Source organism: Acidovorax sp. NPDC077693, assembly GCF_044542805.1.
Lineage (GTDB): Bacteria > Pseudomonadota > Gammaproteobacteria > Burkholderiales > Burkholderiaceae_C > Acidovorax.
Map to the genome: position 1 here is coordinate 216,131 of NZ_JBITVD010000006.1, position 23,420 is coordinate 239,550.

Genomic DNA, 23,420 nt, shown 5'->3' on the forward strand with positions numbered 1-23,420 from the left:
AACGCACCTGCAGTGGCAAAGACGTGTTGCTAGCGGTCTTTGAGCAGGCGTTGCTGCGGCGGCGCGGCTCGGAGCCGTGACTGCAGCAAGGCAAATTATATCCCATTGGAATTTAAAAGTCGATCAATATTATTGATGGTTCTAAAAAGCGCCGGGTGCGTCCTGGAAGGTTTTTCTACCGGTTTCCGCACTCCGGGCACTGCAGCAGCCCTGCACACCGCCCTGTGGGCCCCGGCTTTCTACAATACGGGGCTATGCAAGCCCTTCACTACACCCGCGCCGCGCAGCTGCCCGACATCCTTGCCCAACGCATCGTCATCCTCGACGGCGCCATGGGCACCATGATCCAGCGCTTCAAGCTGGGCGAGGCGCAGTACCGGGGCGAGGGCTACAGCGGCCCCGGCGGGGCGGGCGACCGGTTCAAGGACTTCGCGTACGACGTCAAGGGCAACAACGAGCTGCTCTCGCTCACCCGGCCCGACGTGATCAGCGACATCCACGAGCGGTACCTCGCCGCCGGCGCCGACCTCATCGAGACCAACACCTTCGGCGCCACCACCATCGCGCAGGACGACTACCACATGGCCGGGCTGGCGCGCGAGATGAACCTGCGCTCGGCCCAGCTTGCCCGCGCCGCCTGCGACAAATACAGCACGCCCGACAAGCCCCGTTTCGTGGCCGGCGCCCTGGGCCCCACGCCCAAGACGGCCAGCATCAGCCCCGACGTGAACGACCCGGGCGCGCGCAATGTCGACTTCGAGCAGCTGCGCGCCGCGTACTACGAGCAGACCGAGGCGCTGGTCGAGGGCGGCTCCGACGTGCTGCTGGTCGAGACGATCTTCGACACGCTCAACGCCAAGGCCGCGCTGTTCGCCATCGACGAGTACTTCGAGAACAGCGGCCAGCGCCTGCCGCTGATCATCAGCGGCACGGTCACCGACGCGTCGGGCCGCATCCTGAGCGGCCAGACCGTGACCGCCTTCTGGCACAGCGTGCGCCATTCGCGCCCGCTGGCCATCGGCCTGAACTGCGCCCTGGGCGCCACGCTGATGCGCCCCTACATCCAGGAGCTCAACCGCGTGGCCGAGGACACCTTCATCAGCTGCTACCCCAACGCCGGCCTGCCCAACCCCATGAGCGACACCGGCTTCGACGAAACCCCCGAGATCACCAGCCGCCTGGTGCACGAGTTCGCGGCCGAGGGGCTGGTCAACATCCTGGGCGGCTGCTGCGGCACCACGCCGGACCACATCGGCGCCATCGCCAAGGCGGTGGAGACCGTGCCCACGCGCAAGATGTTCTACCCCGCCGAAGCCTGATTTTTGGATGGAATTGGCTGCTACCGCTTGCTGATCCAACGGTAGTAGCTATAAAAACAGTAGCAACTGAAAACTGCTGCCGTGCGGTAGCGCATTGCCGGGCGACCGACTCTGCGGCACATTCCACAGGCTCTGACGCCTTCGGCTGAACTTTGTCTTTTCCCTTGCCCCACACCCCGGCCTGCTTTTCCATGTCCGAACCCGCCACCCTCCTTGAAACGCCTGCGGTCCCCAGCGCAGAAGACAGCGCAGCCGCCGCCGAGAAAGCCGCCGCCCACGCCGCGCTCAAGCTCGAAAAGCGCCTGGTCCGCCAGGTCGCCCAGGCCATCGGCGACTTCGGCCTCATCGAAGACGGCGACAAGGTCATGGTGTGCGTCTCCGGCGGCAAGGACAGCTACGCCATGCTCGACGTGCTGCGCATGCTGCAGCAGCGCAACGGCCACAAGTTCGAACTGATCGCCGTCAACCTCGACCAGAAGCAGCCCGGCTTTCCGGCCCATGTGCTGCCCGACTACCTGGCGAAGGTGGGCGTGCCCTTCCACATCGAAACGCAGGACACCTACAGCGTCGTCAAGGAGCACATCCCCGAAGGCAAGACCATGTGCAGCTTGTGCAGCCGCCTGCGCCGAGGCATCCTGTACCGCGTGGCCGACGAACTGGGGTGTACGAAGATCGCGCTGGGCCACCACCGCGACGACATGCTGCAGACCTTCTTTCTCAACATGTTCTTCGGCGGCAAGCTCAAGGGCATGCCGCCCAAGGTGCAGAGCGACCGCGGCGACCACCTCATCATCCGCCCGCTGGCCTACGTGGCCGAAGACGACCTCAGCCGCTGGGCGGACATCCGCGCCTTCCCCATCATCCCGTGCACGCTGTGCGGCAGCCAGGAGAACCTGCAGCGCAAGCAGATCGGCCAGATGCTGCGCGACTGGCAGCAGCTGTACCCCGGCCGCATCGAGAACATGGCCGTGGCCCTGCGCAACCTGGTGCCTTCGCACTTCATGGACCCGCGCCATTTCGACTTCAAGGGCATTGTGCCCAATGGAGTGCAGGACGCCGATGGCGACAAGGCGTTCGATGCGCCAGAGTTTCCAGCGCAGGCCGTGGGCACGCTGGCGGGCCTGTCGGTGATGCCCCGCTGACCCCTGTCCGATGCACTCCATCGCCATGGTTTTACTGACTGCGTTTGCACCCCCCGGACCGTTCGGGCTGAGCCTGTCGAAGCCGGGTGCGAGCCTTCGACAGGCTCAGGCCGAACGGGTGGGGTGTGAACGGGCAGATCCGCACCCGTCCGTCCTCATCCGCCCTCACCACGCATCCAGAGGCACCCCATGACCACCCTCCTCAAAGCCCCCGAACTCCTGCTGCCCGCCGGCTCGCTCGACAAGATGCGCGCCGCGTATGACTTCGGCGCCGACGCCGTGTACGCCGGCCAGCCGCGCTACTCTCTGCGCGCGCGCAACAACGAGTTCAAGCTCGAGCAGATCCGCCAAGGCATCAGCGAGGCCCATGCGCGCGGCAAGAAGTTCTTCGTCACCAGCAACCTCATTGCGCACAACGACAAGATCCGCACCTACCTGCGCGACATCGAGCCCGTGATCGACTGCCGGCCCGACGCCCTCATCATGGCCGACGCGGGCCTGATCATGATGGTCAAGGAGAAGTGGCCCGAGCAGGTGGTGCACCTCTCGGTGCAGGCCAACACCACCAACTGGGCGGCCGTGAAGTTCTGGCAGAAGATGGGCGTGGAGCGCGTCATCCTGTCGCGCGAACTCAGCCTCGACGAGATCGAGAAAATCCGCCAGGAATGCCCCGACATGGAGCTGGAGGTCTTCGTGCACGGCGCGCTGTGCATCGCGTACTCGGGCCGGTGTTTGCTCAGCGGCTACTTCAACCACCGCGACCCCAACCAGGGCACCTGCACCAACGCCTGCCGCTGGAACTACGCCACCCACGACGCCGACATCGACGCCACCACGGGCGAAGCCATCGCCCAGAAGATGGAGGGCGACTTCAACTTCGAGGCCGCGCAGCAGAAGGCCGAACAGGCCTTTGCATCGACCACCGGCAACGGCGAGCGCCACCCCAAGGCCGACAAGGTCTACCTCATCGAGGAAGCCGGCCGCCCCGGGCAGATGATGCCCATCATGGAAGACGAGCACGGCACGTACATCATGAACAGCAAGGACCTGCGCGCCGTGGAGCACGTGGCGCGCCTGGCGCAGATCGGCGTCGATTCGCTCAAGATCGAGGGCCGCACCAAGAGCCTGTACTACGTGGCCCGCACCGCCCAGGTCTACCGCCGCGCCATCGACGACGCCGTGGCCGGCCGGCCGTTCAACCCCGAGCTGCTGATCGAGCTCGAAGGCCTGTCCAACCGCGGCTACACCGGCGGCCTGCTGGAGCGCCGCCCCAGCAACGACTACCAGAACTACATCAACGGCCACTCGGCCACGCAGCGCAGCCAGTTCGTGGGCGAAGTGCTGGGCGCCGAAGGCCTGGCTGCAGCGGGCCTGAGCGGTGACTGGGTGCAGGTCGAAACCAAGAACCACTTTGCCGTGGGCGACCTGCTGGAAGTGGTGCACCCGAGCGGCAACCTCACGCTGCGGCTGGAGCAGATGCGCAACGTGGACGGCCAGAGCATCGCCGTGGCGCAGGGCAACCCGGTGCGTGTGTGGATACCGCTTGCGGCGCGTTATAGCGGATCGCTGTTGGCACGGATGGTGGAATAGATTGCCGAGTCTCGACAGAGAGTTCTTCTGATTGAATGATTTTTTAGAAGAGCCAGAAGAAGGTTGCCGCACCGTTAGTCAGGGAACTTCTTCCTCATAAATCAGATAAGGAATTGTAATCCAGTCGTCGGTGTAGTTTTTAGCTGCCAGGACTCGGACCAAAGCACGCACTGGCATTTTGAGATCACGCAGTAAAATCTTGTGCATTTTCAATAACGCATCCAAACCGGAAATAAAATAGTCTGGAGTGGTAATCATTGTCACACTAACATCGCCATGTAGCGTGAAACATCCTTGCTCGTTTGATTTGGAATGGCCCTCTGTCCCAATATTTCCAACGGAAGAAAATGCTGTCACTGTGCCTAGGGTGCCCTGAAGCCAACCGATTTTTGAAGTCATGGCGGGACTAAAAAGACCTGGGTGGAGCTTCGGTTCGTTTTCTAATTCGGGCAAAACACGCGATAACATTTCTAGAGTCGACACTGGAAACGTACGTGTCTCGGTGGCACTAACTTCTGCTGAGAATACCGGAATTGATGCACCTGCTTTTTTTCCTTGCGCCTTGGTGATTTGTGATTGAGGGGAGAGACCGGTTGTAATCTCGTATTTGCCTGCAATATAATCACGATCCAAGTAAACTAATGATGAGTAGAGTTTTGAGGAAAGCATATTAAGTTTATATGTTTGAAAAACAAAGCAAGCCAGCCCGTTAAATGGGTGGCTTGCTTTTTCAGTCTTTCATATATATTTTTTACGGGCGAAACTCAGTTCCACTACATTTTGGGCAAGGTGGTAGTGTGTCGGAGGAATCATTTAAAAAAATGCGTTGACCACATTTGATGCAAGTGTAGTTGCCAACTCCCGGCTTCTGTCCTGTTGATGACATTAACGGTCTCCTTAGAATTGCAGCCCTTTATTTATTTCCAGGTAGGCTGGAGCCCTGGATTTCAAGACGTCTCCGTTTCAAGTCACTGGTGTCTAGAAATTGATCGCGCGACGACAATTTTTAAGAGTCAGAAATTCGTCCTTGACCCAGTTGCCTGTCACGTTAAACCAAGAGTTACGATAGCGCCACGGAAAAATTGCCAACTAGGCCATTGAGGGTGAGCAAAGGAATCAAGCGCACGACAGCGTCCTATCGCCCAGACAAAAAACTCGAAATTTGCCGCCTCGCATGGTCCTTACTATCAATCCTTCCCCAGGTGCACCTCCTGATGCAGCGCGGCTCTTGATCAATGCAGGCCAGCAGCGGTTATCTGCGCTGCTGGGCTTAGACGAACAAAAGCCCATCGCCGCGCTTGCACCGTTACCAGTGCGCGACTTCGGTGCGTTGCCGCTACCGAATTCATCGCTCAGTCCGCTCTGCGGGCAGTTGCTAAAACTGATCACGAAGGAAAGCATCCCCACACAAACACAGGAGCGATCCGATACCAGTTTCGATCCGCGCCGTGGCAAGGTGTGTCGCAGCAGCAATGCGTACCTCGGAGTGTGGGCTCGGGCCTTGGGCGTACTGTCCGCTATTGCCGCCTTCAGCACTAGCGTATGTCCCCAACCTACGACTGCACTCGTACCAATTGAACTCGCCAAGCTGCGCTACGTTCAGGGCTCCTGGGTCAACCTGCGCGACGCCGCCCAGCCCCAGGCCCGCGTGGTGGCCCAGGTGCCCGCCAACACGGTGCTGGAGCAACTGGTCGAGCGCGACGGTTGGTGCGCCGTGCTGTACCGCGGCGACCCGCGCCTGGGCGCTGCGCTGGCGGCGCCGTTGCAAGCCCATGTGTCGTGCCAGCTGCTGGCCGACCAGCCCCTCACACTGGCCCAGGCGGGCAAAGACGCTGCCCGCGCCTTCTGGGTGGCACCATCGCCCAACCGCCTGCGGGCCTACGGCAATGCCTTGCCACGGCCGGCCGCGCTGCAGATAGCGACGCTGGCCAAGACCCATGCGCTGGACGCACCGGTGGTGTACCCCCAGCGCCCCGAATGGGACGCGGCCAAGAGGCTGATGCGGGCCGGCGTACTGCTGCGGCCCGAGCAGGAGATCGACCGGGGCGCACCCGTCAACCCGCTCGCAGATGTCCAACTCGCCACCCGCGCGGTGGACAACCTGCCGGCAGTGGCGCCCCTGGCCGCACGGCCGGTACTGCCCGCCATCGCCCCGTCGTACTTTCGCCGTCACGACAGCGTGGCCTTGCTGCACGAGACCGATGCCGACGGCCTGGCCGCCGTGGCCGGCACCCGCATCAGCGTCATTCCCACCGGCACACCCGTGGGCCGTTTCGCCCGCCACAGCGGGCCCGAGATCGAGTACGTCACGGGCTTCTGGGACGTAGGCACCGCAGACCAGGCATTCGCCCCGCCACTCACCGTGTACGCCATCGCCCAGCAGGGCCTGGTGGGCGCGCACGCCGTGCGCCAGCGCATGTGGGACATCAGCAACGACGCCCACTACTGCGGCGGCCACTACCCCGGCCGCGCGTTCAACGACCCCGTCGAAGAGGCCCAGCCCGTGCGCGGCTACGCCAAACTGTCCGACACCGCCGACGTGCTGGCCCGCCTGGTCGTCCCCGGCAAGCTGCCGCCGGAGGCCGTGAAGGTGCGCTCCGCGCGCTACGCCACCAGCTGGACGATGCCCGCCGACCCGCCCATCCGCGACAAGCCCCAGCGCAAAAACACCGCCGTGACGGTGCACGTGATCGACCTGGACCGCGACGGTGTGGCAGACATCTTGCGCATCGACGTGCCCGCGCCGGGCAGCATGAGCTATGAGCCTGTCTTTGAATGGCGGTGGTACCTGAACATCAACGGGCAGTGGTTCAGAGCGGGGTACTGGGTGGACCAGGAGTGCACGTGAGGCGCTCTGCAAAAGGTGAGTGTTAGAACGAATCAAGCCGCACAGCAATGATCCTGAGTAAAAGCCTGGAGTCTTGTGTCCGTCCTCTAGTCGCCGAGACAGGAATCGAGGAAGCCCCTCACCGTGTTTGGGCAAGTTCGTTTCTTGTCGGTTTCAACCGAAGATGCTTCTTGGTCACTACACGGCATGGACTTCGCCCATACGAGGATCTTTCCCCGTTGTGTGTCGTCAGCCCAAAGGGCCGCTTGTTCGAGCTGATTGATGTTTTCTACATGCCCCTCGAAGCCTACGGCGAGGACCATTTCGACATTGCTGTAGTTGAACTCAACCTGCAGAAGCTGGAGGGAGATTTGGGAGAGACACCCATTCTTCCTCTTGACCATAGTGAGCGAGATTGGATGAGCTACCGAGAGATCTCGCCATTTAGAGTGCTGGGCTTTCCTAATGACCATACCTATGTGGACTACGACTGCGGAGAGGTTGTGGAAGGGCTTGTCACACTAGAAGCCAACTACATCGGACCTACTGAGAGCCCTTGGATTCACCAGCTGACTGTGCCCACTCCTCCTCCCCTATCAACGTTTTCAGGTTTTAGCGGTGGGCCTGTTTTCGCGATTTCGCGAAGTCTTGGGAAACCAGCTGTGCCGGTCTTTGCGGGTATGGCACTTCAGGGAAGTATCCAGTCACGGATTGTTCGGTTTGTCGTGAGAGAGCGTGTGGAAGATATGGTTCGGGCGCGAATAACCCGAGGGTAGGGCCTAGGCTTTCGGTTGCCGCAACAACGCCGCCAGCACCAGCGCCTCCGCCACCACCTCCAGCGCCTCTTCCAAAGTAGCCAGCAACTCAGGCAACTCCGGCAGCCACGCCCCCTGCGGCTGCACATTCGGCCACTGGTCCACCCCAATCGCCAACAGCCCCACCGCAAAACCGGCCCACAGCCAGCCACGGGTAGTGCGGTGCGACAAAGCCCCGTGCAGCCACACCAGCGTGCACAGGCCCACCACGGCCACCGCCAACATTGGCGCCTCGCGCACGACACCCCACCGGCATGCATCCAGCCACTCGTGGCAGCGAAACTTCCACAGCTCGTGCAGCATGAACTGCTCGTCCAGCGCCAGCGCGCCGAAGGCCACCGTGAGCCACACGCCCAGCCGCCACGAAAGGCAGCGCTCGGCCGTCAGGCGCAGTGCGGTGATGCACAGTGTGAGCAGCAGCGCGCTCGACAGCCACGATGCGGGCGAGTTGTCGGAGCGGAAAGCGCGCTCCCAGCCGGGCGCAAAAACCCAGGCGCTGAGCAGCAGGAATGCCAGCACCGCGCCCAGCAGCGCAGGCGCAACCCACGGGTGGGGCGCTGGGCTGAAGGCCTGGGGGGTGTGCGGTGCGATGGTGCGCGGGGACATGGCGGTTGGATGCTGAGGGCTGCCACCGACAATGTGTTGGGCGGAGCAGGCACAGCGGATTCTGAAGCAAAAATGCGCCGTACCGCGCTCTGGTTGAGCGCCAGACGCTATAAATTCAATAGCTTAATGCCTTGGGAGCGTGGACACCGGCCGATCGGATGAGTTGGTGGCGGGTTGCGCGGCCCCGTGGGTCGCCGCCCACCCTGGTCAGGCTGCAGGAATCGCTACAGAATCCACCATCCCCCGCATCCTTGGCATGGCCCTTCCCATCGACCCCTCCCGCAGCGCGCTCCCGCCCGTGGCCCAGTTCCTGGCCGAGGCGGCGCTGCAGCGGCAGACGTCGCTGCTGGGCCTGGACAAAGCACCTGCGGCGCATGCGCCGGCCGGGGCCGACCCGGCTGCGCCGCCTCCGACCGCGGGCTCGCCCCCGTCGCCCACCAGCCCGCTGCCCGTGCCGGCCGACAAGGCCAGCATTTCGGCGCAGGCGCGCGAGCAGCTGGGGGCGGGCTTCAACCCCCGGCGCGGTGGGGCCGATGCCGCGCAGGGTGGTGCCAGAGCCGGCGCCGCGCCGCTGCGCATGCCCGCGCCGCCGCCGCTGCCCACCGGGGCGCCTGCAACGTCTGCCACGGCGGCCGGGGCTGCATCTGCCGCGTCGGGCACCGCCTGGCCGGCCACCGGCCTCGGCGCGCCGCTGATGCGCATGGTCAGCGCGCTGGTGCAGCAGGTCACGGCCAGCAGCGGTGCGCCGCAGCGTGTGGTGTCAGCGCAGCCCTGGCCGGTGGGCCTGGCGCAGGCGCTGGAGAGCGGCTCCATCGACCCGGAGCAACCTCCGCTGCAGACCTGGCTGGTGCGCCAGGGCACGGCGCAGACGCCCGAGGGGCCGCGCGGCTTTGCGCTCACGCTGCGCGTGCCGGTGCCCTGGCTGGCCGCGCAGGCAGCCCCCTCCGCAGCCACCGCGGCCGCCGCGCTGCCCGGGGGCGCCCTGCAGGTCCCCTTTGCGGGCGGGGGCCAGGCGCTGCAGTCGGGCGTGATGGCGCTGGTGCTGCAGGGGACCGATGCCGCATCAGCCCGCACCAGCGCGCTGCTGGTGCTGGATTTTCAGCCGCAGCTGGCGGCCACCGTGTATGGCCGCGACATGCTGGCGCAGCAACAGGCCGGCCGCCTGGACCCCTGGACGCAGATGGCCGTGCTGCAGGCCAGCGGCCAGGTGCCGCGCGAGGAAGACCGGGCACGCAACGGCGCGTCCGGCCTGTGCGAGACCGTGGGCTGCCCCTACGCCGCGCGGGCCGAATGCGTGCAGCCGTTTTGCCTGGCGATGCGGGGCGTGGTGCCGGCCGATCCGGTGGGGCCGTCACCCACTGCCTAGAGCCCCTGTGTGCATCGCCGGGCTGTGCGCGTGCTTTCAGCGGGCGCAGTGGTGGCCCGGCCGTGCAGGTGCAGCGCTGATAATTTACGAACCGAACGGACCACCCAGCCATGTACGCACTTCCTTCCCTGTCCGCCCACGCCGCGTTTCCCGTCGGGTTCGTTCCGCTGGCGGGCACACGGCAGGACTGCGAGGATTGCGGCAGGGGCGAGGGCCTGGGGTTTCAGTTCGACTTCGCGTACCAGCCGATCGTGGATGTCCACAGCCGCGAGGTCTATGCCCACGAGGCGCTGGTGCGCGGCCCGGGCGGCGAAGGCGCGATGACCGTGCTGTCGCAGGTGAACGACCGCAACCGCTACCGGTTCGACCAGTCCTGCCGGGTCAAGGCCATCAAGGGCGCTGCGCGGCTGGGGCTGGCGCAGCCGGTGTCCATCAACTTTCTGCCCAACGCGATCTACCGGCCCGAGGTCTGCATCCGCACCACGCTGGAGGCGGCCCGTGCGCACGGCTTTCCGCTCGAGCAGATCATCTTCGAGGTCACCGAGGGCGAGCGTGTCGAAGACGGCCCGTGGTTTGCGAGCATCCTGCGCGAGTACCAGCGCTGCGGCTTTCGCACCGCCATCGACGACTTCGGCGCCGGCTATGCGGGCATGAAGCTGCTGTCGGACTTTCAGCCCGACATCATCAAGATCGACATGGACCTGATCCGCCACGTGGACACCAACCGGGCACGCCAGGCCATCGTGCGCAGCCTGGTGCGCCTGTGCGCGGACATGGACATCCAGTTGATTGCCGAGGGCATCGAAACCCGCGCGGAGCGCGACTTCCTGGCCGACACGGGCATCCGCCTGATGCAGGGCTACCTGTTTGCCCGGCCGGCCTTTCGCGCGGTGGCTGCGCTGGACGCGGCGGCGTTCGACACGCTGCGTCCGTAACCCTGCCGCAGCCGCAGCCCTGCTGGCGCGCCGGCGGCAGGCCCGGCCATTGCGCGGGCTGCAGCGTCGGCGGTGCGGTGGCTCAGCGAATCAGCGACTCAGGATGAGCCCATGCGCGAGAGGATGCCTGCATGCCGCGCGCGGGTGATCGGGTAGGCCACCAGCAGCGGAACCGCCAGCACCAGGCACACCGCCGGCAGCACGCCCGTCATCAGGGTGATGCCCTGCAGCGCGCTGGCCGACTGCGCCACGTTGGGCACGTAGCCGGTCACGTCGAGCATGCCGGCCACCATCACCGTGGCCAGCGTGCGCGCCAGCTTGTCCATCAGGCCGTACAGCCCGTAGTACATGCCCGTCTTGCGCTCGCCGGCCTGCATGTGGCCGTGGTCGATGGTGTCGGGCACCATGGCAAAGGGCACGATCCAGTGCGCACCCATGCCGATGCCGATGACGACCAGGATGGCCATGACCATGCGCTGGTCCCCCGGCCCCACCCAGTACAGCGCCACCAGGCCGCCCGCGCACAGCACCAGGCCCAACACGTACGCCCAGTTCTTCTCCCAGCGGTCCACCACGTACTTCCACACGAACAGCGACAGGCCCACCACGCCGAGCAGCGTGCCCATGTAGCGGGGCAGGTCGCCCCTGTCGCCCTGCAGCTGGTAGATCACGAAGTACGCGAGCGAGGCCTGCACCAGCGTGAGGCCCAGGCGCACCAGGGTCGCGGCGCTCATCAGCAGCAAAAAGGGGCGGTTGCGCAGCGTGGTGCGCAGGGTCTCGCGCACGCTGTCCCACATGGGTCGTGCGTCGGCGGGGGCTTCGGTCTGCGCGGTGGGTGCGGCGCTGCCCTGGGGCTCGCGCACGCGCCAGGCCACCACGGCCACGGCCACACCGGCCACCAGGCCGAAGCACGAGCCCGCCAGCGCATAGCCCGTGCGCGCGTCGGGTGCGGCCCGCACCAGGATCGGCATGAACACGCTGCCCGCAAAAAAGCCGATCAGCGCGCCCATCGATGCATAGGCCGTGAGGCTGGTGCGCTCGTCGTAGTCGGTGGTCATGTTCGCGGCCATGGCCTGGTAGGGCAGCTGCACCAGCGTCATGAGCGTGTCGAACACCGTGTACGTGATGGCGATCCACAGGAACGCGGCCACGGGCGACAGGCCCGGCGGCACCATCCACACAGCGGCTGCCGCAATGCCCAGCGGGATCGCACCGTAGATGAGGTAGACGCGGTGGCGGCCCCAGCGCGAGCGCGTGCGGTCGGTCACCCAGCCGAACAGCGGGTCGTTGACGGTGTCCCACACCTTGCCCACCAGCAGCGCCGCGCCGGCCACGGCAGGCGCGACCAGGGCCACATCGGTGTAGAAGATCATGAGCATGAAATTCATCGCCGCGACCAGCATCTGCAGGCCGACGTTGCCGACCGCGTAGCTGAGCTTGGTGCCGAGGGTCAGGGGCGATGGCGTGGTGCTGCCAGGCGCGTGGCTGGGGTGCATCACGGTGCCACCGCCGAGACGGACGCGGGCACTGCGGCGGATGTGGGCGCAGGGGCGGCTGCGCGCGGCGGCGCGGCTTCGAGCATCAGCCGCACTTCGCGGCGCAGCATCTTGTTCAGGAAGCTGCGCGGAATCTCCTCGACGATGCGCACATCGTCAGGCTGCAGGTGGGCGGGCAGCTGCTGCACCAGGTACTGCGCGATCTCGCCTTCCAGCGTGCGCCAGTCGTGCTCCTTGCGCCAGCTCTGGCGCAGGCTCAGCACCAGCACGGCCTGCGCACCATGCTGCACCAGGCAGGCCTCCTTGACCGAGGGGTGGGTGTGCGCCACCTCTTCCACTTCGCGCGGGTTGAGCAATTGGCCGTTGCGCGAGACGCGGTCCGCGCTGCGCCCCAGCACGTGCAGGTAGCCCGCCTTGTCGAAGTAGCCCAGGTCGCCCATCACCACCCAGCCGTCGCGCAGGGTCTCGCTGGTCTTCTCGGGGTCGAGCCAGTAGCCGTCGAAGCGCACGGGTGTCAGCACGGTGATCAGGCCCATCTCGCCCTGCGGCAGCGGCTTGAAGTCGTCGCTGCGGATGACCACCTGCACGCCCGGCATGACGCGGCCCACGGTGGAGAGCACCTCCAGCCCCAGCGGGTTGCCCTGGGCATCCACGTGTTCGTGCGGCAGCAGCCAGGTGATGGGCGGCAGCGCCTCCAGGCAGCCGTAGCCCTGCTGGAAAATCGGCCCGAAGCGGCGGATGGCCTCGGCGATCTTGGGTGCGGGCGTCATCTCCGAGCCGTAGGGCACATGCGTCAGCGACGACAGGTCGTACTGGTCGAGCGTGGGCTCGTCCAGCAGGTCGATGATGGCCGAGGGCGAGAGGAAGGCGCGCGACACGCGGTGCTTCTGGATGAGGGCGGCCAGCGTCGTGGCGCTGAAGTCCTCGGGCATGACGAGCGCGGCGCCCGACAGCAGCGTGGGCAGCACCAGGCCCGATCCCGGCCCCGTGAGCGGCAGGCCCAGCATGTTCACATCGGGCCCGCCCACCGGCGGCGTGAAGTTGATGGACCGGGCGATGAAGCGCACGCTGTCCAGGTATTTGCGGTTGCTGTAGCCGATGGACTTGGGCAGCCCGGTGGTGCCCGAGGTCATGTGCAGCGCGAAGATATCGTCCTCGTGCACATCCACGGTGCTGGGCGAGGGCGGGTGCTGGGCCAGCGCCTGCTCGTACTCCGGGCCGATGGCCAGCGTGCGCAGGCCGGGCAGCTTCTCGCGCACGGCCTGCAGGATGGGGGCACTCAGCTCCGGGTCATGGATGAACACCGTGGGCTTGACGCGGCCGATGGTGGTCAGCGCCGCGTCGGCCGGCAGGTGCTTGTGAAAGCTGGCAAAGATGGTGCCGTTCTCGAATGTGGCCAGGCGCGCCTCGTACTGCTCGCCGGTCTCGGGCAGCAGCGTGAACACCACGTCGCCCTTCTTCACACCCTGCGCCTGCATCCAGGCCTGCAGCCGGTACACGCGGTCTTGCAGCTGCGCATACGTCAGCGTGCCGCGCCGGTCGATGAGCGCCGGCTTGTGCGGGTGCCTCCGGTAGGCCAGGCGGGCCACGGAGCGCGCGGTGCGCAGGCGGTTGAGGAGAAAGCGCGCCACAAAACTGCGCAAAGAAGGTAAAGCCACCGGAATCTCCCGAAATTGCCGTGAAGAAAACAAGGAAGTTTTTCACGACTGCTCGTAGCAAGAGATGACGATTTGTACGTATGCGTATCTATTGGTTTCCGTTTCGCCTATGCGGTAAGTTTCCCTTGTCAAACGGTCGGTGGCGCCGCCAACAGCGTCACCACCGCGCAACAGCAGGCCAACCCCAGCCTTGACCCGTGCAGAAAATCACCGGAAATGGAGCGGCCACCGAACGTCATTGCGCCGTCCTGGTCAGCCTGCGCACGACCCTCGAAGTTACAACTGCCGCTCCAGCAACACGCAGGTCCAGACCGCATGCCCCCGGCCCGCAGACAAAAAAACCGCCAGCACCGGATCACGGCACTGGCGGTTTTCTCAAGACCAGCCCCCGAATAAGGGACCGGGCCATTTTCAACTCATACCGCCCCACCACAGGGCGCTCCCCCTACCAGCGTACCCGTGGATCTGGCTCTGCCAGTCCACCCGGTGCGTCCCCCTCGGGGGGAAGCGGCGCAGCCGCTCAGGGGGTCAAGGGTAAAGTCCGCGCATTTCGCGCGCATGCAGGATGCGCTGGCAGGCCACGATGAAGGTGGCGGTGCGCAGGCTCAACTTGTGCTCTTGCGACACCTGCCAGATGCCCGCAAAGGCCTCCTGCATGATGCGCACCAGGCGGGCGTTGATCTCGTCCTCGCTCCAGAAGAAGCTGGAGAAGTCCTGCACCCACTCGAAATAGCTCACCGTCACGCCACCGGCGTTGGCGATCACGTCGGGCAGCACCAGCACGCCCTTGTCGTTCAGGATGTCGTCGGCTTCAGTGGTCGTGGGGCCGTTGGCGCCTTCGATCACGAGCTTGGCCTTGATCTGGCCTGCGTTGTCCTTGGTGATCTGGCCTTCCAGGGCCGCAGGGATCAGGATCTCGCAGTCCACGCCCCAGAACTCCTCGGGCTTCATCACGTCGGCGCCAGCAAAGCCGCCCACGCCGCCGCGGGTCTTCACGTGGGCCAGCAGGGCCGGCACGTCCAGGCCGTTGCCGTTGAAGATGGTGCCGGTGTGGTCCTGCACGGCCACCACCTTGGCGCCGGCTTCGGCAAACAGCTTGGCTGCAATGCCGCCCACGTTGCCGAAGCCCTGCACCGCCACGCGGGCGCCGCTGAGCGCCAGGCCGGTCAGCTTGGCGGCTTCGACACCCACGGTGTACACGCCGCGGCCGGTGGCCTCGACGCGGCCCAGCGAGCCGCCCAGGTCCACGGGCTTGCCGGTGACCACGCCGGTGGCGGTGGCGCCGGTGTTCATGGAATACGTGTCCATCATCCAGGCCATGACCTGTCCGTTGGTGTTCACGTCGGGTGCGGGGATGTCCTTGGAGGGGCCGATCAGCAGTCCGATCTCGCTGGTGTAGCGGCGCGTCAGGCGCTCCAGCTCACCCAGCGACAGCTTCTTGGGGTCCACGCGGATACCGCCCTTGGCGCCGCCGTAGGGCACGTTCACCGCGGCGTTCTTCACCGACATCCAGGCCGACAGGGCCATCACCTCGGACAGCGTCACGTCCTGGTGAAAACGCACGCCGCCCTTGCCGGGGCCGCGGCTCAGGTTGTGCTGCACGCGGTAGCCTTCGTAGTGGGCGATGGTGCCGTTATCGAGCTCGATCGGCACGTCCACGATCAGGATGCGCTTGGGGCGCTTGAGCGTTTCCACCCAGCGCGCCAGGTTGCCCAGGTAGGGGGTGACGCGGTCGACCTGCTGCAGGTAGTTGCCCCAGGGGCCGAGGTGATCGGCTTGCAGGTAGGAGGGCAGGCTGTGGACGGCGCCCGCAGCGGTGGTGCCAGGGGCGCCGGTGGATGAAGACATGGTGAGTTCCTTGTGGGATCGATCAGTTCAGGCTGCGAAGCTTATGCCTGTGCCCTCACGCTGTCTAAGGCCGGAGTGTTTGCGGGTTATGCGTTTGATGCATAACCAGCCGAAAGCGCCTGTCCATGCGGCATTGCAGCAAAACCGGCGCTCTCCACCGCGGGTCATTCGACCTTGAGCTGTGCCAGGGCCGGGTCGCCCTCGGGGTAGCGCAGGTCCAGGTTCTGCAGCACCTCGCGCAGCACGGTGGCGATCATCAGGTTGCGGTGCGTCTTGGAGTTGGCCGGCACGATGGTCCACGGCGCCCAGGGGGTGTGCGTGGCGGACAGCAGCGTGTCGTAGGCGCGCTGGTAGTCGGCCCACTGCTTGCGCACCTCGATGTCGCCCTGGCTGAACTTCCAGTGCTTGGCCGGGTCGTCCAGGCGCTCCTGCAGCCGCTCCTTCTGCTCGTCGGCGCTGATGTGCAGCAAGAACTTGAGCACCACCGTGCCCGTCTCGCTGAGCATGCGCTCGAAGTCGTTGATGTGGGCCAGCCGCTGCTGGTGCTGCTCGGGCGTGATCCAGCCGTTGACCACCGGCACCAGCACGTCCTCGTACTGGCTGCGGTTGAACACCGTGATGTCGCCCGCCTGCGGCACCTGCTGGTGGATGCGCCACAGGTAGTCGCGGGCGCGCTCGGCCTCGGTCGGTGCCTTCCAGCCCACGGCGTGCACCCCCAGCGCACTCATGCGGCCGAACACGCCGCGGATGGTGCCGTCCTTGCCGGAGGTGTCGGTGCCCTGCAGCACCACCAGCAGCTTGTAGCGCTTGTCGGCGTAGAACAGGTCCTGCAGCGTGTCCAGCTCCGCGGCCAGCGCATCCACGGCCGCCTTGTCCTGCGCCTTCCCGCCCAGGGAAAACGGCTTGGCGCCCGGGTCGTAGTCGCCCAGCGACACGCCGCGCTGCGGCTTGCCGCGGCTGCCGTCCTTGCCGTCATCGGCGGTGGGTTTGCCGGGCTGCCATTGCGACCACAGGTCGGCGGTCTTGCTGCGGGATTTGGGGATCAGGGGTGAGGGCATGGATGTGAGGGGCGGTGCGTGGATGGGGCACAGGTTAGGGCAACAGGGCGCGTTTCACAAATGGTCTGCGCGGGCCGCTGCTGGTTGCCAAGGCCGTGCCGGGCGCCCAGGCGCACCCTGGCCCGCAGCGACAGCGGTGCGTGGGCGGGCCCGGGTTCGGAAGAGGGGAAGGCGCGTCACCGCTGCGCCATGCGGTAGGCCAGCGGCGTCTGCCCGGTGGCCTGGCGGAAGGCGCGGTGCAGGCCGGCTTCGCTCGCAAAGCCCAGGTCTTCGGCGATGCGCTTCAAGGGGTGTGGCGTGTCGCACAGCGCCTCGCTCACCTGGCGCAGCTTGATGCGGCGCATCCAGTGCGCGGCCGACAGCCCCGTGTGCGCGTGCACCCGGCGCGCCAGCGTGCGGGGCGACAGGCCCAGCGCCTCCGCCAGCGCGGGCAGCCGCAGTTCGGTGGCGGGGCTGCGCTGCACCCAGAGCATGGCGTGGCGCAGGTCGGCGTCGGCCGTGGCCATGAGGTCGTGCCCCGCGAACGCCGGGTGGGTGGTGCGCGGGCGCGGCAGCATCAGCAATGCCTGCAGGTCGGCCAGGGCCTCGGGCGCCAGGCGCGCACCCAGCGCGTGCAGCATCAGCGGCAGGTAGCCGTTGGCGCCGGCTGCCGTGGTGGCGGTGCCGTCCTGCACCAGGGGCTCGTCAAAACGCCAGTGCACGGCGCTGTATTGCCGCTCCAGCGCGGCCCGCAGCCACCAGGTGGCCGTGGCGCCGCGCCCGCGCAGGCGCCCGCTGGCGGCGGCCAGCAACACGCCCGCGCAGTAGCTCCACACCTGCGTGCGGCGGGGCAGTGCGGCCAGGGCCTGCACCGCCGGGGCCAGTGGCTGCAGTTGCGCGGCAAGGCCGTCGGTGGACGATAGCCACAGGCCGGGGACCAGCACCGCGTCCAGGTCCGCAGCGGCCAGTGCAGCGCTGGGCGTGAGCGAGGGTCCTTGCCAGGTGGGCACGGGCTGCAGGTCCGCGCCCACCCACAGCGTCTGCGCCACGGGCCGCTGCGCCCGCAGGCCGGCTGCGCGGGCCATGTCGGCGGCGGCGAACAAGCCGGCCGGCATGCAGCCGGGGTAGAGCAGCAGGCCCAGGCGCAACAGTGTGGTCGGCGGCGGTGCGTGCCGACGGGGGGCCGATGGCACAAGGGGCGGGGTCATGGGCAAAAAATGGGGTGGCTAAAAATGGCAAGAAATTGTCAGATCAGGCCATTCTCGCGCAGGCCGTGGCATCCAACAATCGGGCATCGACCTATCCACCCACCGGCCTTGTTGGAGACCCCCGCCATGCACATCACCCATCTGCGCAATGCCACCGTACTGCTGGAGTTCTCAAGCCAGGGCCGCCCCGTCGGCCTGCTGGTGGACCCGATGCTCGCGCCGCGCGGCACGCTGCCGGCGCTGCGCTACCTGGGCAAGGGGCGTGAGCGCAACCCCATCGTCGACCTGCCGCCGGGCACGGACGCCGCGCTGGAGCGGGTGACGCACGCCCTCATCACCCACTGCCAGCGCGGCCACTTCGACCACCTGGACAGTGCGGGCAAGCGCTTTCTGCGCGAACGGCAGATTCCGGTGATCTGCATGCCGCGCGATGCGGCCTACCTGGCGCAGCGGGGCCTGGTGGTGTTGCCGCTGTCAGGCCCGGAGCGCCAGCCGTTTGCACTGGGCGGCCACGTCACGCCGGTGGCCTGCATGCACGGGCGGGGCTGGATCGCCCGCTTCATGGAGCACGGCCATGGCTACCTGCTGGAGCTGCCCGGCCAGCCCAGCGTGTACCTGGCGGGCGATACGCTGCTGACCCCCGCCGTGCGCGACTGCCTGGCGCGCCTGCGGCCGGACGTGGCCGTGCTGCCCGCAGGCGGCGCGCGCTTCGATGTGGGCGCGGAGATCCTCATGGACGCCGCCGACATGGCCCAGGCCGCCGCGCTGACCCCGGGCACCCTGGTGGTGAACCACCTGCAGGCGCTGGACCACTGCCCGACCACCCGCGAAGCAGTGCGGGCGCTGGCGCAGCAGGGTGGCTGGGACCACCGCCTGTGGGTGCCCGAGGACGGAGAGCGCAGGCGCTTCCTCCCCACGGACACTGCTGTGTGCTATTAAAACAATAGCTGCTTGCGCTTGCTGATCGAGCGGCAGGGGCAGTTTTCGTTCAAAACGACACCTGCACGCCCGCCACCACCTGCCGCTGCGCGCCCGGGATGACGGTCAGCGCGCCCCACGACGCGGTGTAGTAGGTCTTGTTGAACAGGTTGTGCACGTCCAGCGTCAGGCGCGTGCGCTTGTCGATCTGCCAGTAGCCCGTGAGGCGTGCCGTGGTGTAGGCCGGCAGGCGGTAGGTGTCGGTCGCGGTGCCGGTGCGCTCGCCCACGTGCACCAGGCCGCCGCCCACGCCGTAGCGGCCGCCCCAGGGGGCCTGATCTTCGCGGATGGCGAACAGGCCGGCGCTCACGCGGGGCACGTTCAGCAGGCGCTTGCCCAGCAGTGCGGCGTTGTTGTCGCGGGTCACCTCGGTGTCGGTGTAGGCCAGGTTGGCGGTCATGCGCCAGTGGGCGTCGATCTGCCCGGCCACATCCAGCTCCAGGCCGCGGCTTTGCACCTCCCCCGCGGCGATGCTGAAGTTGGCGTTGGTGGGGCTGCGCGTGAGCACGTTGGTCTTGCGGATGTCGAACAGCGCCACGCTCGCGTTCATCCGCTGGTCGGCCGACTGCCACTTGGCGCCCAGCTCCAGCGCCTGGCCCTTTTGCGGGTCGAACGCGCGGCCGCCTTCGTCCGTGCCCGCGTTGGGGCGGAACGAGCGCCCGGCCGAGGCGTAGACGGACGTGTTCGGATCGATCAGGTACGTGACGCCGATGCGCGGCGTGGCGGCGGAATGCTCCTGCACCTGGCGCGTGGCGGCCAGGCGGTTTTCGCTGTCCTGGTGGAAGCGGTCGAAGCGCACACCGGCCAGCAGCTTCCAGCGCTCGCTCAGGTCGATCTGGTCCTGCACGAACAGGCCCGTGGCGCGGGTGCGGTCCACCAGGTCGAAGCCTGGGGTCAGGTTGCCCACCGGCTGGTTGTACACGGGGTTGTAGATGTCGATGGCGAACGGCTGGCTGGCCAGGCTGGAGTAGCGGATGTCCTGCGCCGCGGTCAGGCGCCAGGTCTCCACGCCGGCCAGCACGGTGTGCGCGAGGCCGCCGGTGCGCAGCTTGCCCTCGACTTCGGCCTGCAGCGACGCATCGCGTGCGGGCAGGCTGCGCCAGCTGTCGCGGCGCGTCAGGGTGCGGCCGTCGGCGGCCAGGGCGCCGGTCAGGTCCACGGCCGCGCCATACAGGTCCGTCTCGCGGTACGACGCGCCCACGCGCGTGCGCCAGCCCTGGCCCAGGTCGTGGTCCAGCGTCACCTGGTGGGTGTCGCCGTTCACGTGCAGGTTGGGGCGGCTCGGGTCGCCCAGGTAGCGGTCGGACGGCAGCGCGCCCACGTTGCCCCGCACCTGCACGATGCCGCGGTCCAGCGGCGTGCGGATGCGGATGAACTCCGCCTCGTAGTTCAGCACCGTGTTGGGCGCCAGGTTCCAGGTGATGGACGGTGCCACCACCAGCTTGCGGTTGTCCACCAGCGCGGTGCGGCTGGCGCCGTCTTCGGCCGCCACGTTCAGGCGGTAGGCCACGTCCTTGCCCAGCGGGCCGGTGGTGTCGAGCGTGGCACGCCGGTAGCCCTGGCCGCCCACCTGCAGGCCGGCCTTGTGGGCGGCGGTGAACTGCGGCTTCTTGGTGACGATGTTGAGCGTGCCGCCCGGCTCGCTGCTGCCGTACAGCGCGGCCGCCGGGCCCTTCAGGAATTCGATGCGTTCGACCGAGCTCACGTCGCGCTGCGGGCCGTAGCCCCGGTTGGACGCAAAGCCGTTGAGCAACTGGCCGCCGTCGGTGTTGCTGAAGCCGCGGATCGCGTAGTTGTCCCACGTGCCGCCGAAGTCGTTCAGCCGGGTGATGCCGCTCACGTAGTCCACCGTATCGGCCAGGCGCGTCGCGCCCAGGTCCTCCATCAGCTGCTGGGGCACCACGCGCACGGACTGCGGGGTTTCGATCAGCGGGGTGTCGGTGCGCGTGGCGCCGGTGTTGCGCTGGGCGCCCTGGTAGCCGGTGGCGGCACTGCTGTCGCGCACCTGCACTTCCGACAGCGCGGGGCTGGTGGCGGTACCGGCGTCAGGGGCGGGGGCGGGCGCAGTCTGGGCCAGCGCGGCGGCGGCCGCAGACAGGGCGCACAGCGCCAGGGCGGCGCGCGCGACGGCAGTCGTCCGTGCGGGCCGGTGGGTCAAGGAATGCATGGTCACAACGAAGAATGGAAAAGGCGAAGACCGCGGCTGCGCTGGTGGGGCAGCCCGCCAGCTCCCGTGCGAGCGCGGGGTGGGCGGGGCAGTGGGTGAGGGCTTGGCGGGTGTGCGGGAAAAGGGGCGCCATCATAGCCTCAAATGCAACTAATTCGCATTCTCTTTTATCTTTGGGTTTGACCGGCGGGTGTCCTGCGCAGAGCACGCTGAGCGACGTGCCCGCCACCCGGCTTGGCGGCACTGCCCCAAGGCCGCAACGCCCGGGGAGCACGCCTTCAGCGCTGCGTTGGCGCGGCGGCGGTCTTCATCAGGGCCACGAAGCGCGCGGCGCCCAGGCCCTGGGGCCGCTCCTTGGACCACACCACGTCCACCCACAGGGCGGTGCCGTTGCTCAGGTTCTCGAACGGCATCTCCACCAGCGTGCCCGCCGCGATGCGGGGCTGTACCAGCGCGCGCGGCTGCCAGCCCCAGCCCAGGCCGGCCTCGATGAGCCCGAGGGCCGCCAGGTGGTTGTCGGTGCGCCAGTGGTGGCGCGCGAAGACGAAGCGCGGATCGGTCTGGGCCAGGTCGCGGCTGGCCACCACGATCTGGCGCGTGGTGGTCAGGTGCTCCTCGCGCAGCATGGCGCTGCCGGGTGGCTCGCCCCGGGCCTGAGCGGCGGCGCGCGCCGCCGCCAGAACGGGGTGGTCGGGGGCCATTACCGCGACCAGCGTCTCGGTGCCAACCTCCTGGAAGCCCTCGCGCCCATCGATGCTGGGGCGCTCGAACACCAGCGCCAACTGCGCCCGGCCGGCATGCACCAGCGCCAGCGCGTCCACCTGTGGCGCGGCCAGCACCTCGACCTGCAGCAGTGGGTATTCCTGCGCCAGTGCGGCCAGCGGCCCCGTCCAGCGCGCGGCCAGCAGTTCGGGGGCGATGGCCAAGGTCAGGCGCTCCTCCAGCCCCTGGGTGAGTGCCAGCGCCTGGGCGTTGAGCTGCTGCAACTGCCCCGCCAACAGCCGCGCCTGGGGCTCCAGGGCCCGCGCGGCGGCGGTGGGGCGGGGCTCCCGGCCGCTGCGGTCGAACAGCTGCACATCGAGTTCGGCCTCCAGGTGCGCAATGGTCATGCTGACCGCCGACGGCACGCGCGCCAGCGCCCGCGCGGCGGCGGAGAACGAGCCGTGGTCCAGGGCGGCCAGAAACACCTGCACGCTGTCGGAGGAGAAAGCCATGCGGCTCAATCTATCAGAAAATCTGAAACAAGCTGACTTTATGTATCAGTGCGGCGCACATACAGTAGCGCCATGACTTCCAGCACCCCGCACCTTCAGGCCACGCCATCCACCCCCGCCAGCACTGGGCTGCAGGGCATCAAGCGCCGTGTGATCTACGTCACCCTGTACGAGCTCATCGCCATCGCGGCCGCCACGCTGGGGCTGGCGCTGCTCACGGGCCAGGGTGCGGGCCATTCCAGCGTGGTGGCGGTGGCGGCGTCGGCGATCGCCATCGTGTGGAACATCGTCTTCAACTGGGCCTTCGAGCGCTGGGAATCGCGCCAGGCCGTGCGCGGGCGCAGCGTGGGCCGCCGGGTGGCGCATGCCATCGGCTTCGAGGGCGGGCTGGTGTTCACGCTGGTGCCGCTGTTCGCCTGGTGGTTCGGCGTGAGCCTGTGGACCGCCTTCGTCATGGACCTGGGGCTGATCGTGTTCTTCCTGTGCTACACGTTCGTCTTCAACTGGGGATTCGACCGCATCTTCGGCCTGCCGGCGTCGGCCCAGGCGGCCTGAGCGCGCTTTGCGCTCTTCGGGCCCATCGCACGGGCCCCGCGGCGCTCAGATGCGCTTGAGCCCGAGCGCGTTCAACTCGGCCTCGCTCAGGCGCGACAGCACATCGCTGCGCAGCTTGTCCAGCTGGGCGCGGTGGCTGAAGTCCAGGTCCACACCGTGCACCGGCAGGTTGCCGTCACCCCCCAGCGCATAGGCTTCGCCCGTGGTCTCGTTGAGCACCAGCCACATTCTGCGCACCTGGCCCCGCTGGCCGCCCGAGGTCTGCTGGGCGACGTAGCCGTCCGCATCGGCACGGCGCGTGAAGACGGCCTTGAGGATGTCGTCCCCGAGCAGCGATATCCACACGCCCCAGCCCTCACGGAGCGATGCATCGAAGCGCTGGCCCGGCAGTTGGGTCGCGGCGTAATAGGCGGTGTCTACGGGGTGTTTCATCAGCGCAAGGAAATGGAAGCAGCGGGAGCCACCGCATCTTAGCGGCGTGCAGGCGGCACATCACGGGCTTTTGTGCCAGCCCCGCGGATTCAGCCCTGGCGGCTGGCGCCCGTAAAATCAGGGCTTCCCCAAAGAGCGTCGCAGCGGGCCCCCACGCCCGCAAGGTCGGTCATCCCTGGATGCGATGACGCTCGGTGGCCCCCACGAACCGATTGCACGAGTGAGCC

20 protein-coding genes are annotated in these 23,420 nt (G+C 67.2%); 9 read left to right on the forward strand and 11 right to left on the reverse strand.

Going from position 1 to position 23,420, the window contains the following annotated elements:
- The first annotated feature begins 254 nt into the window (after positions 1-254).
- From ACIGHN_RS10430 to yegQ, 3 genes are all read left to right on the forward strand, one after another.
- Positions 255-1,319: a homocysteine S-methyltransferase family protein gene (locus tag ACIGHN_RS10430; protein ID WP_396504292.1), complete on the forward strand. Its 1,065-nt coding sequence runs from the start codon at positions 255-257 to the stop codon at positions 1,317-1,319.
- Between the two features lie 191 nt (positions 1,320-1,510).
- Entirely contained in the window at positions 1,511-2,461 is a 951-nt protein-coding gene (ttcA, locus tag ACIGHN_RS10435) for a tRNA 2-thiocytidine(32) synthetase TtcA (RefSeq protein WP_396504293.1), read from the forward strand.
- A gap of 189 nt (positions 2,462-2,650) precedes the next feature.
- Positions 2,651-4,051, forward strand: a complete 1,401-nt coding sequence (yegQ, locus tag ACIGHN_RS10440; RefSeq protein ID WP_396504294.1) for a tRNA 5-hydroxyuridine modification protein YegQ — start codon at positions 2,651-2,653, stop codon at positions 4,049-4,051.
- Positions 4,052-4,129: 78 nt separating this feature from the next.
- On the opposite strand, the gene ACIGHN_RS10445 is transcribed toward yegQ, so the two are convergent.
- Positions 4,130-4,720, reverse strand: a complete 591-nt coding sequence (locus tag ACIGHN_RS10445; protein ID WP_396504295.1) for a hypothetical protein — start codon at positions 4,718-4,720, stop codon at positions 4,130-4,132.
- A gap of 82 nt (positions 4,721-4,802) precedes the next feature.
- Positions 4,803-4,937: a hypothetical protein gene (locus tag ACIGHN_RS10450; RefSeq protein WP_396504296.1), complete on the reverse strand. Its 135-nt coding sequence runs from the start codon at positions 4,935-4,937 to the stop codon at positions 4,803-4,805.
- Between the two features lie 615 nt (positions 4,938-5,552).
- Here ACIGHN_RS10450 and ACIGHN_RS10455 point away from each other — a divergent pair.
- Both ACIGHN_RS10455 and ACIGHN_RS10460 read left to right on the forward strand, forming a co-directional pair.
- Positions 5,553-6,899, forward strand: a complete 1,347-nt coding sequence (locus tag ACIGHN_RS10455) for an SH3 domain-containing protein (RefSeq protein WP_396504297.1) — start codon at positions 5,553-5,555, stop codon at positions 6,897-6,899.
- A gap of 245 nt (positions 6,900-7,144) precedes the next feature.
- Positions 7,145-7,654 (forward strand): hypothetical protein, encoded by a 510-nt coding sequence (locus tag ACIGHN_RS10460; RefSeq protein ID WP_396504298.1) that lies wholly within the window; start codon positions 7,145-7,147, stop codon positions 7,652-7,654.
- A gap of 3 nt (positions 7,655-7,657) precedes the next feature.
- Here ACIGHN_RS10460 and ACIGHN_RS10465 read toward each other — a convergent pair whose 3' ends face one another.
- Entirely contained in the window at positions 7,658-8,299 is a 642-nt protein-coding gene (locus tag ACIGHN_RS10465) for a hypothetical protein (protein ID WP_396504299.1), read from the reverse strand.
- 256 nt (positions 8,300-8,555) lie between these two features.
- Between ACIGHN_RS10465 and ACIGHN_RS10470 the strand changes: the two genes are divergently transcribed.
- The gene (locus ACIGHN_RS10470; RefSeq protein WP_396504300.1) at positions 8,556-9,665 is read left to right on the forward strand and encodes a hypothetical protein; all 1,110 of its coding nucleotides are present in this window, start codon (positions 8,556-8,558) and stop codon (positions 9,663-9,665) included.
- A 110-nt stretch (positions 9,666-9,775) separates the two neighbouring features.
- Entirely contained in the window at positions 9,776-10,600 is an 825-nt protein-coding gene (locus ACIGHN_RS10475) for an EAL domain-containing protein (RefSeq protein ID WP_396504301.1), read from the forward strand.
- Between the two features lie 98 nt (positions 10,601-10,698).
- Here the strand turns inward: ACIGHN_RS10475 and ACIGHN_RS10480 are convergent, their stop codons facing one another.
- The 5 genes from ACIGHN_RS10480 to ACIGHN_RS10500 all read right to left on the reverse strand — a co-directional run bounded on the left by ACIGHN_RS10480 (position 10,699) and on the right by ACIGHN_RS10500 (position 17,847).
- A complete protein-coding gene (locus tag ACIGHN_RS10480) occupies positions 10,699-12,096 on the reverse strand; it encodes an MFS transporter (RefSeq protein WP_396504302.1) in 1,398 nt (465 codons plus the stop codon).
- Positions 12,096-13,754, reverse strand: a complete 1,659-nt coding sequence (locus ACIGHN_RS10485; RefSeq protein ID WP_396504303.1) for a class I adenylate-forming enzyme family protein — start codon at positions 13,752-13,754, stop codon at positions 12,096-12,098. The genes ACIGHN_RS10480 and ACIGHN_RS10485 overlap by 1 nt, the downstream gene beginning before the upstream one ends.
- A gap of 528 nt (positions 13,755-14,282) precedes the next feature.
- On the reverse strand, positions 14,283-15,602 hold the full coding sequence (locus ACIGHN_RS10490; RefSeq protein ID WP_396504304.1) for a Glu/Leu/Phe/Val dehydrogenase: 1,320 nt from the start codon (positions 15,600-15,602) through the stop codon (positions 14,283-14,285).
- A 164-nt stretch (positions 15,603-15,766) separates the two neighbouring features.
- On the reverse strand, positions 15,767-16,660 hold the full coding sequence (locus ACIGHN_RS10495) for a PPK2 family polyphosphate kinase (protein ID WP_056410380.1): 894 nt from the start codon (positions 16,658-16,660) through the stop codon (positions 15,767-15,769).
- A gap of 176 nt (positions 16,661-16,836) precedes the next feature.
- Positions 16,837-17,847, reverse strand: coding sequence for a helix-turn-helix domain-containing protein (locus tag ACIGHN_RS10500; RefSeq protein WP_396504305.1), 1,011 nt, complete (start codon positions 17,845-17,847; stop codon positions 16,837-16,839).
- Between the two features lie 126 nt (positions 17,848-17,973).
- Here ACIGHN_RS10500 and ACIGHN_RS10505 point away from each other — a divergent pair, with 126 nt between their 5' ends.
- Positions 17,974-18,786 (forward strand): MBL fold metallo-hydrolase, encoded by an 813-nt coding sequence (locus ACIGHN_RS10505; protein ID WP_396504306.1) that lies wholly within the window; start codon positions 17,974-17,976, stop codon positions 18,784-18,786.
- 49 nt (positions 18,787-18,835) lie between these two features.
- On the opposite strand, the gene ACIGHN_RS10510 is transcribed toward ACIGHN_RS10505, so the two are convergent.
- Positions 18,836-20,992 carry a TonB-dependent siderophore receptor gene (locus ACIGHN_RS10510; RefSeq protein WP_396504307.1) on the reverse strand — a complete coding sequence of 719 codons (2,157 nt, stop codon included), beginning with the start codon at positions 20,990-20,992 and terminating at the stop codon, positions 18,836-18,838.
- A 278-nt stretch (positions 20,993-21,270) separates the two neighbouring features.
- Positions 21,271-22,206: a LysR family transcriptional regulator gene (locus tag ACIGHN_RS10515; RefSeq protein ID WP_056410377.1), complete on the reverse strand. Its 936-nt coding sequence runs from the start codon at positions 22,204-22,206 to the stop codon at positions 21,271-21,273.
- 72 nt (positions 22,207-22,278) lie between these two features.
- On the opposite strand from ACIGHN_RS10515, the gene ACIGHN_RS10520 reads away from it, so the two are divergent.
- The gene (locus ACIGHN_RS10520; protein ID WP_396504308.1) at positions 22,279-22,761 is read left to right on the forward strand and encodes a PACE efflux transporter; all 483 of its coding nucleotides are present in this window, start codon (positions 22,279-22,281) and stop codon (positions 22,759-22,761) included.
- A 45-nt stretch (positions 22,762-22,806) separates the two neighbouring features.
- On the opposite strand, the gene ACIGHN_RS10525 is transcribed toward ACIGHN_RS10520, so the two are convergent.
- Entirely contained in the window at positions 22,807-23,193 is a 387-nt protein-coding gene (locus tag ACIGHN_RS10525; protein ID WP_056410373.1) for a hypothetical protein, read from the reverse strand.
- Between the last annotated feature and the right edge of the window lie 227 nt (positions 23,194-23,420).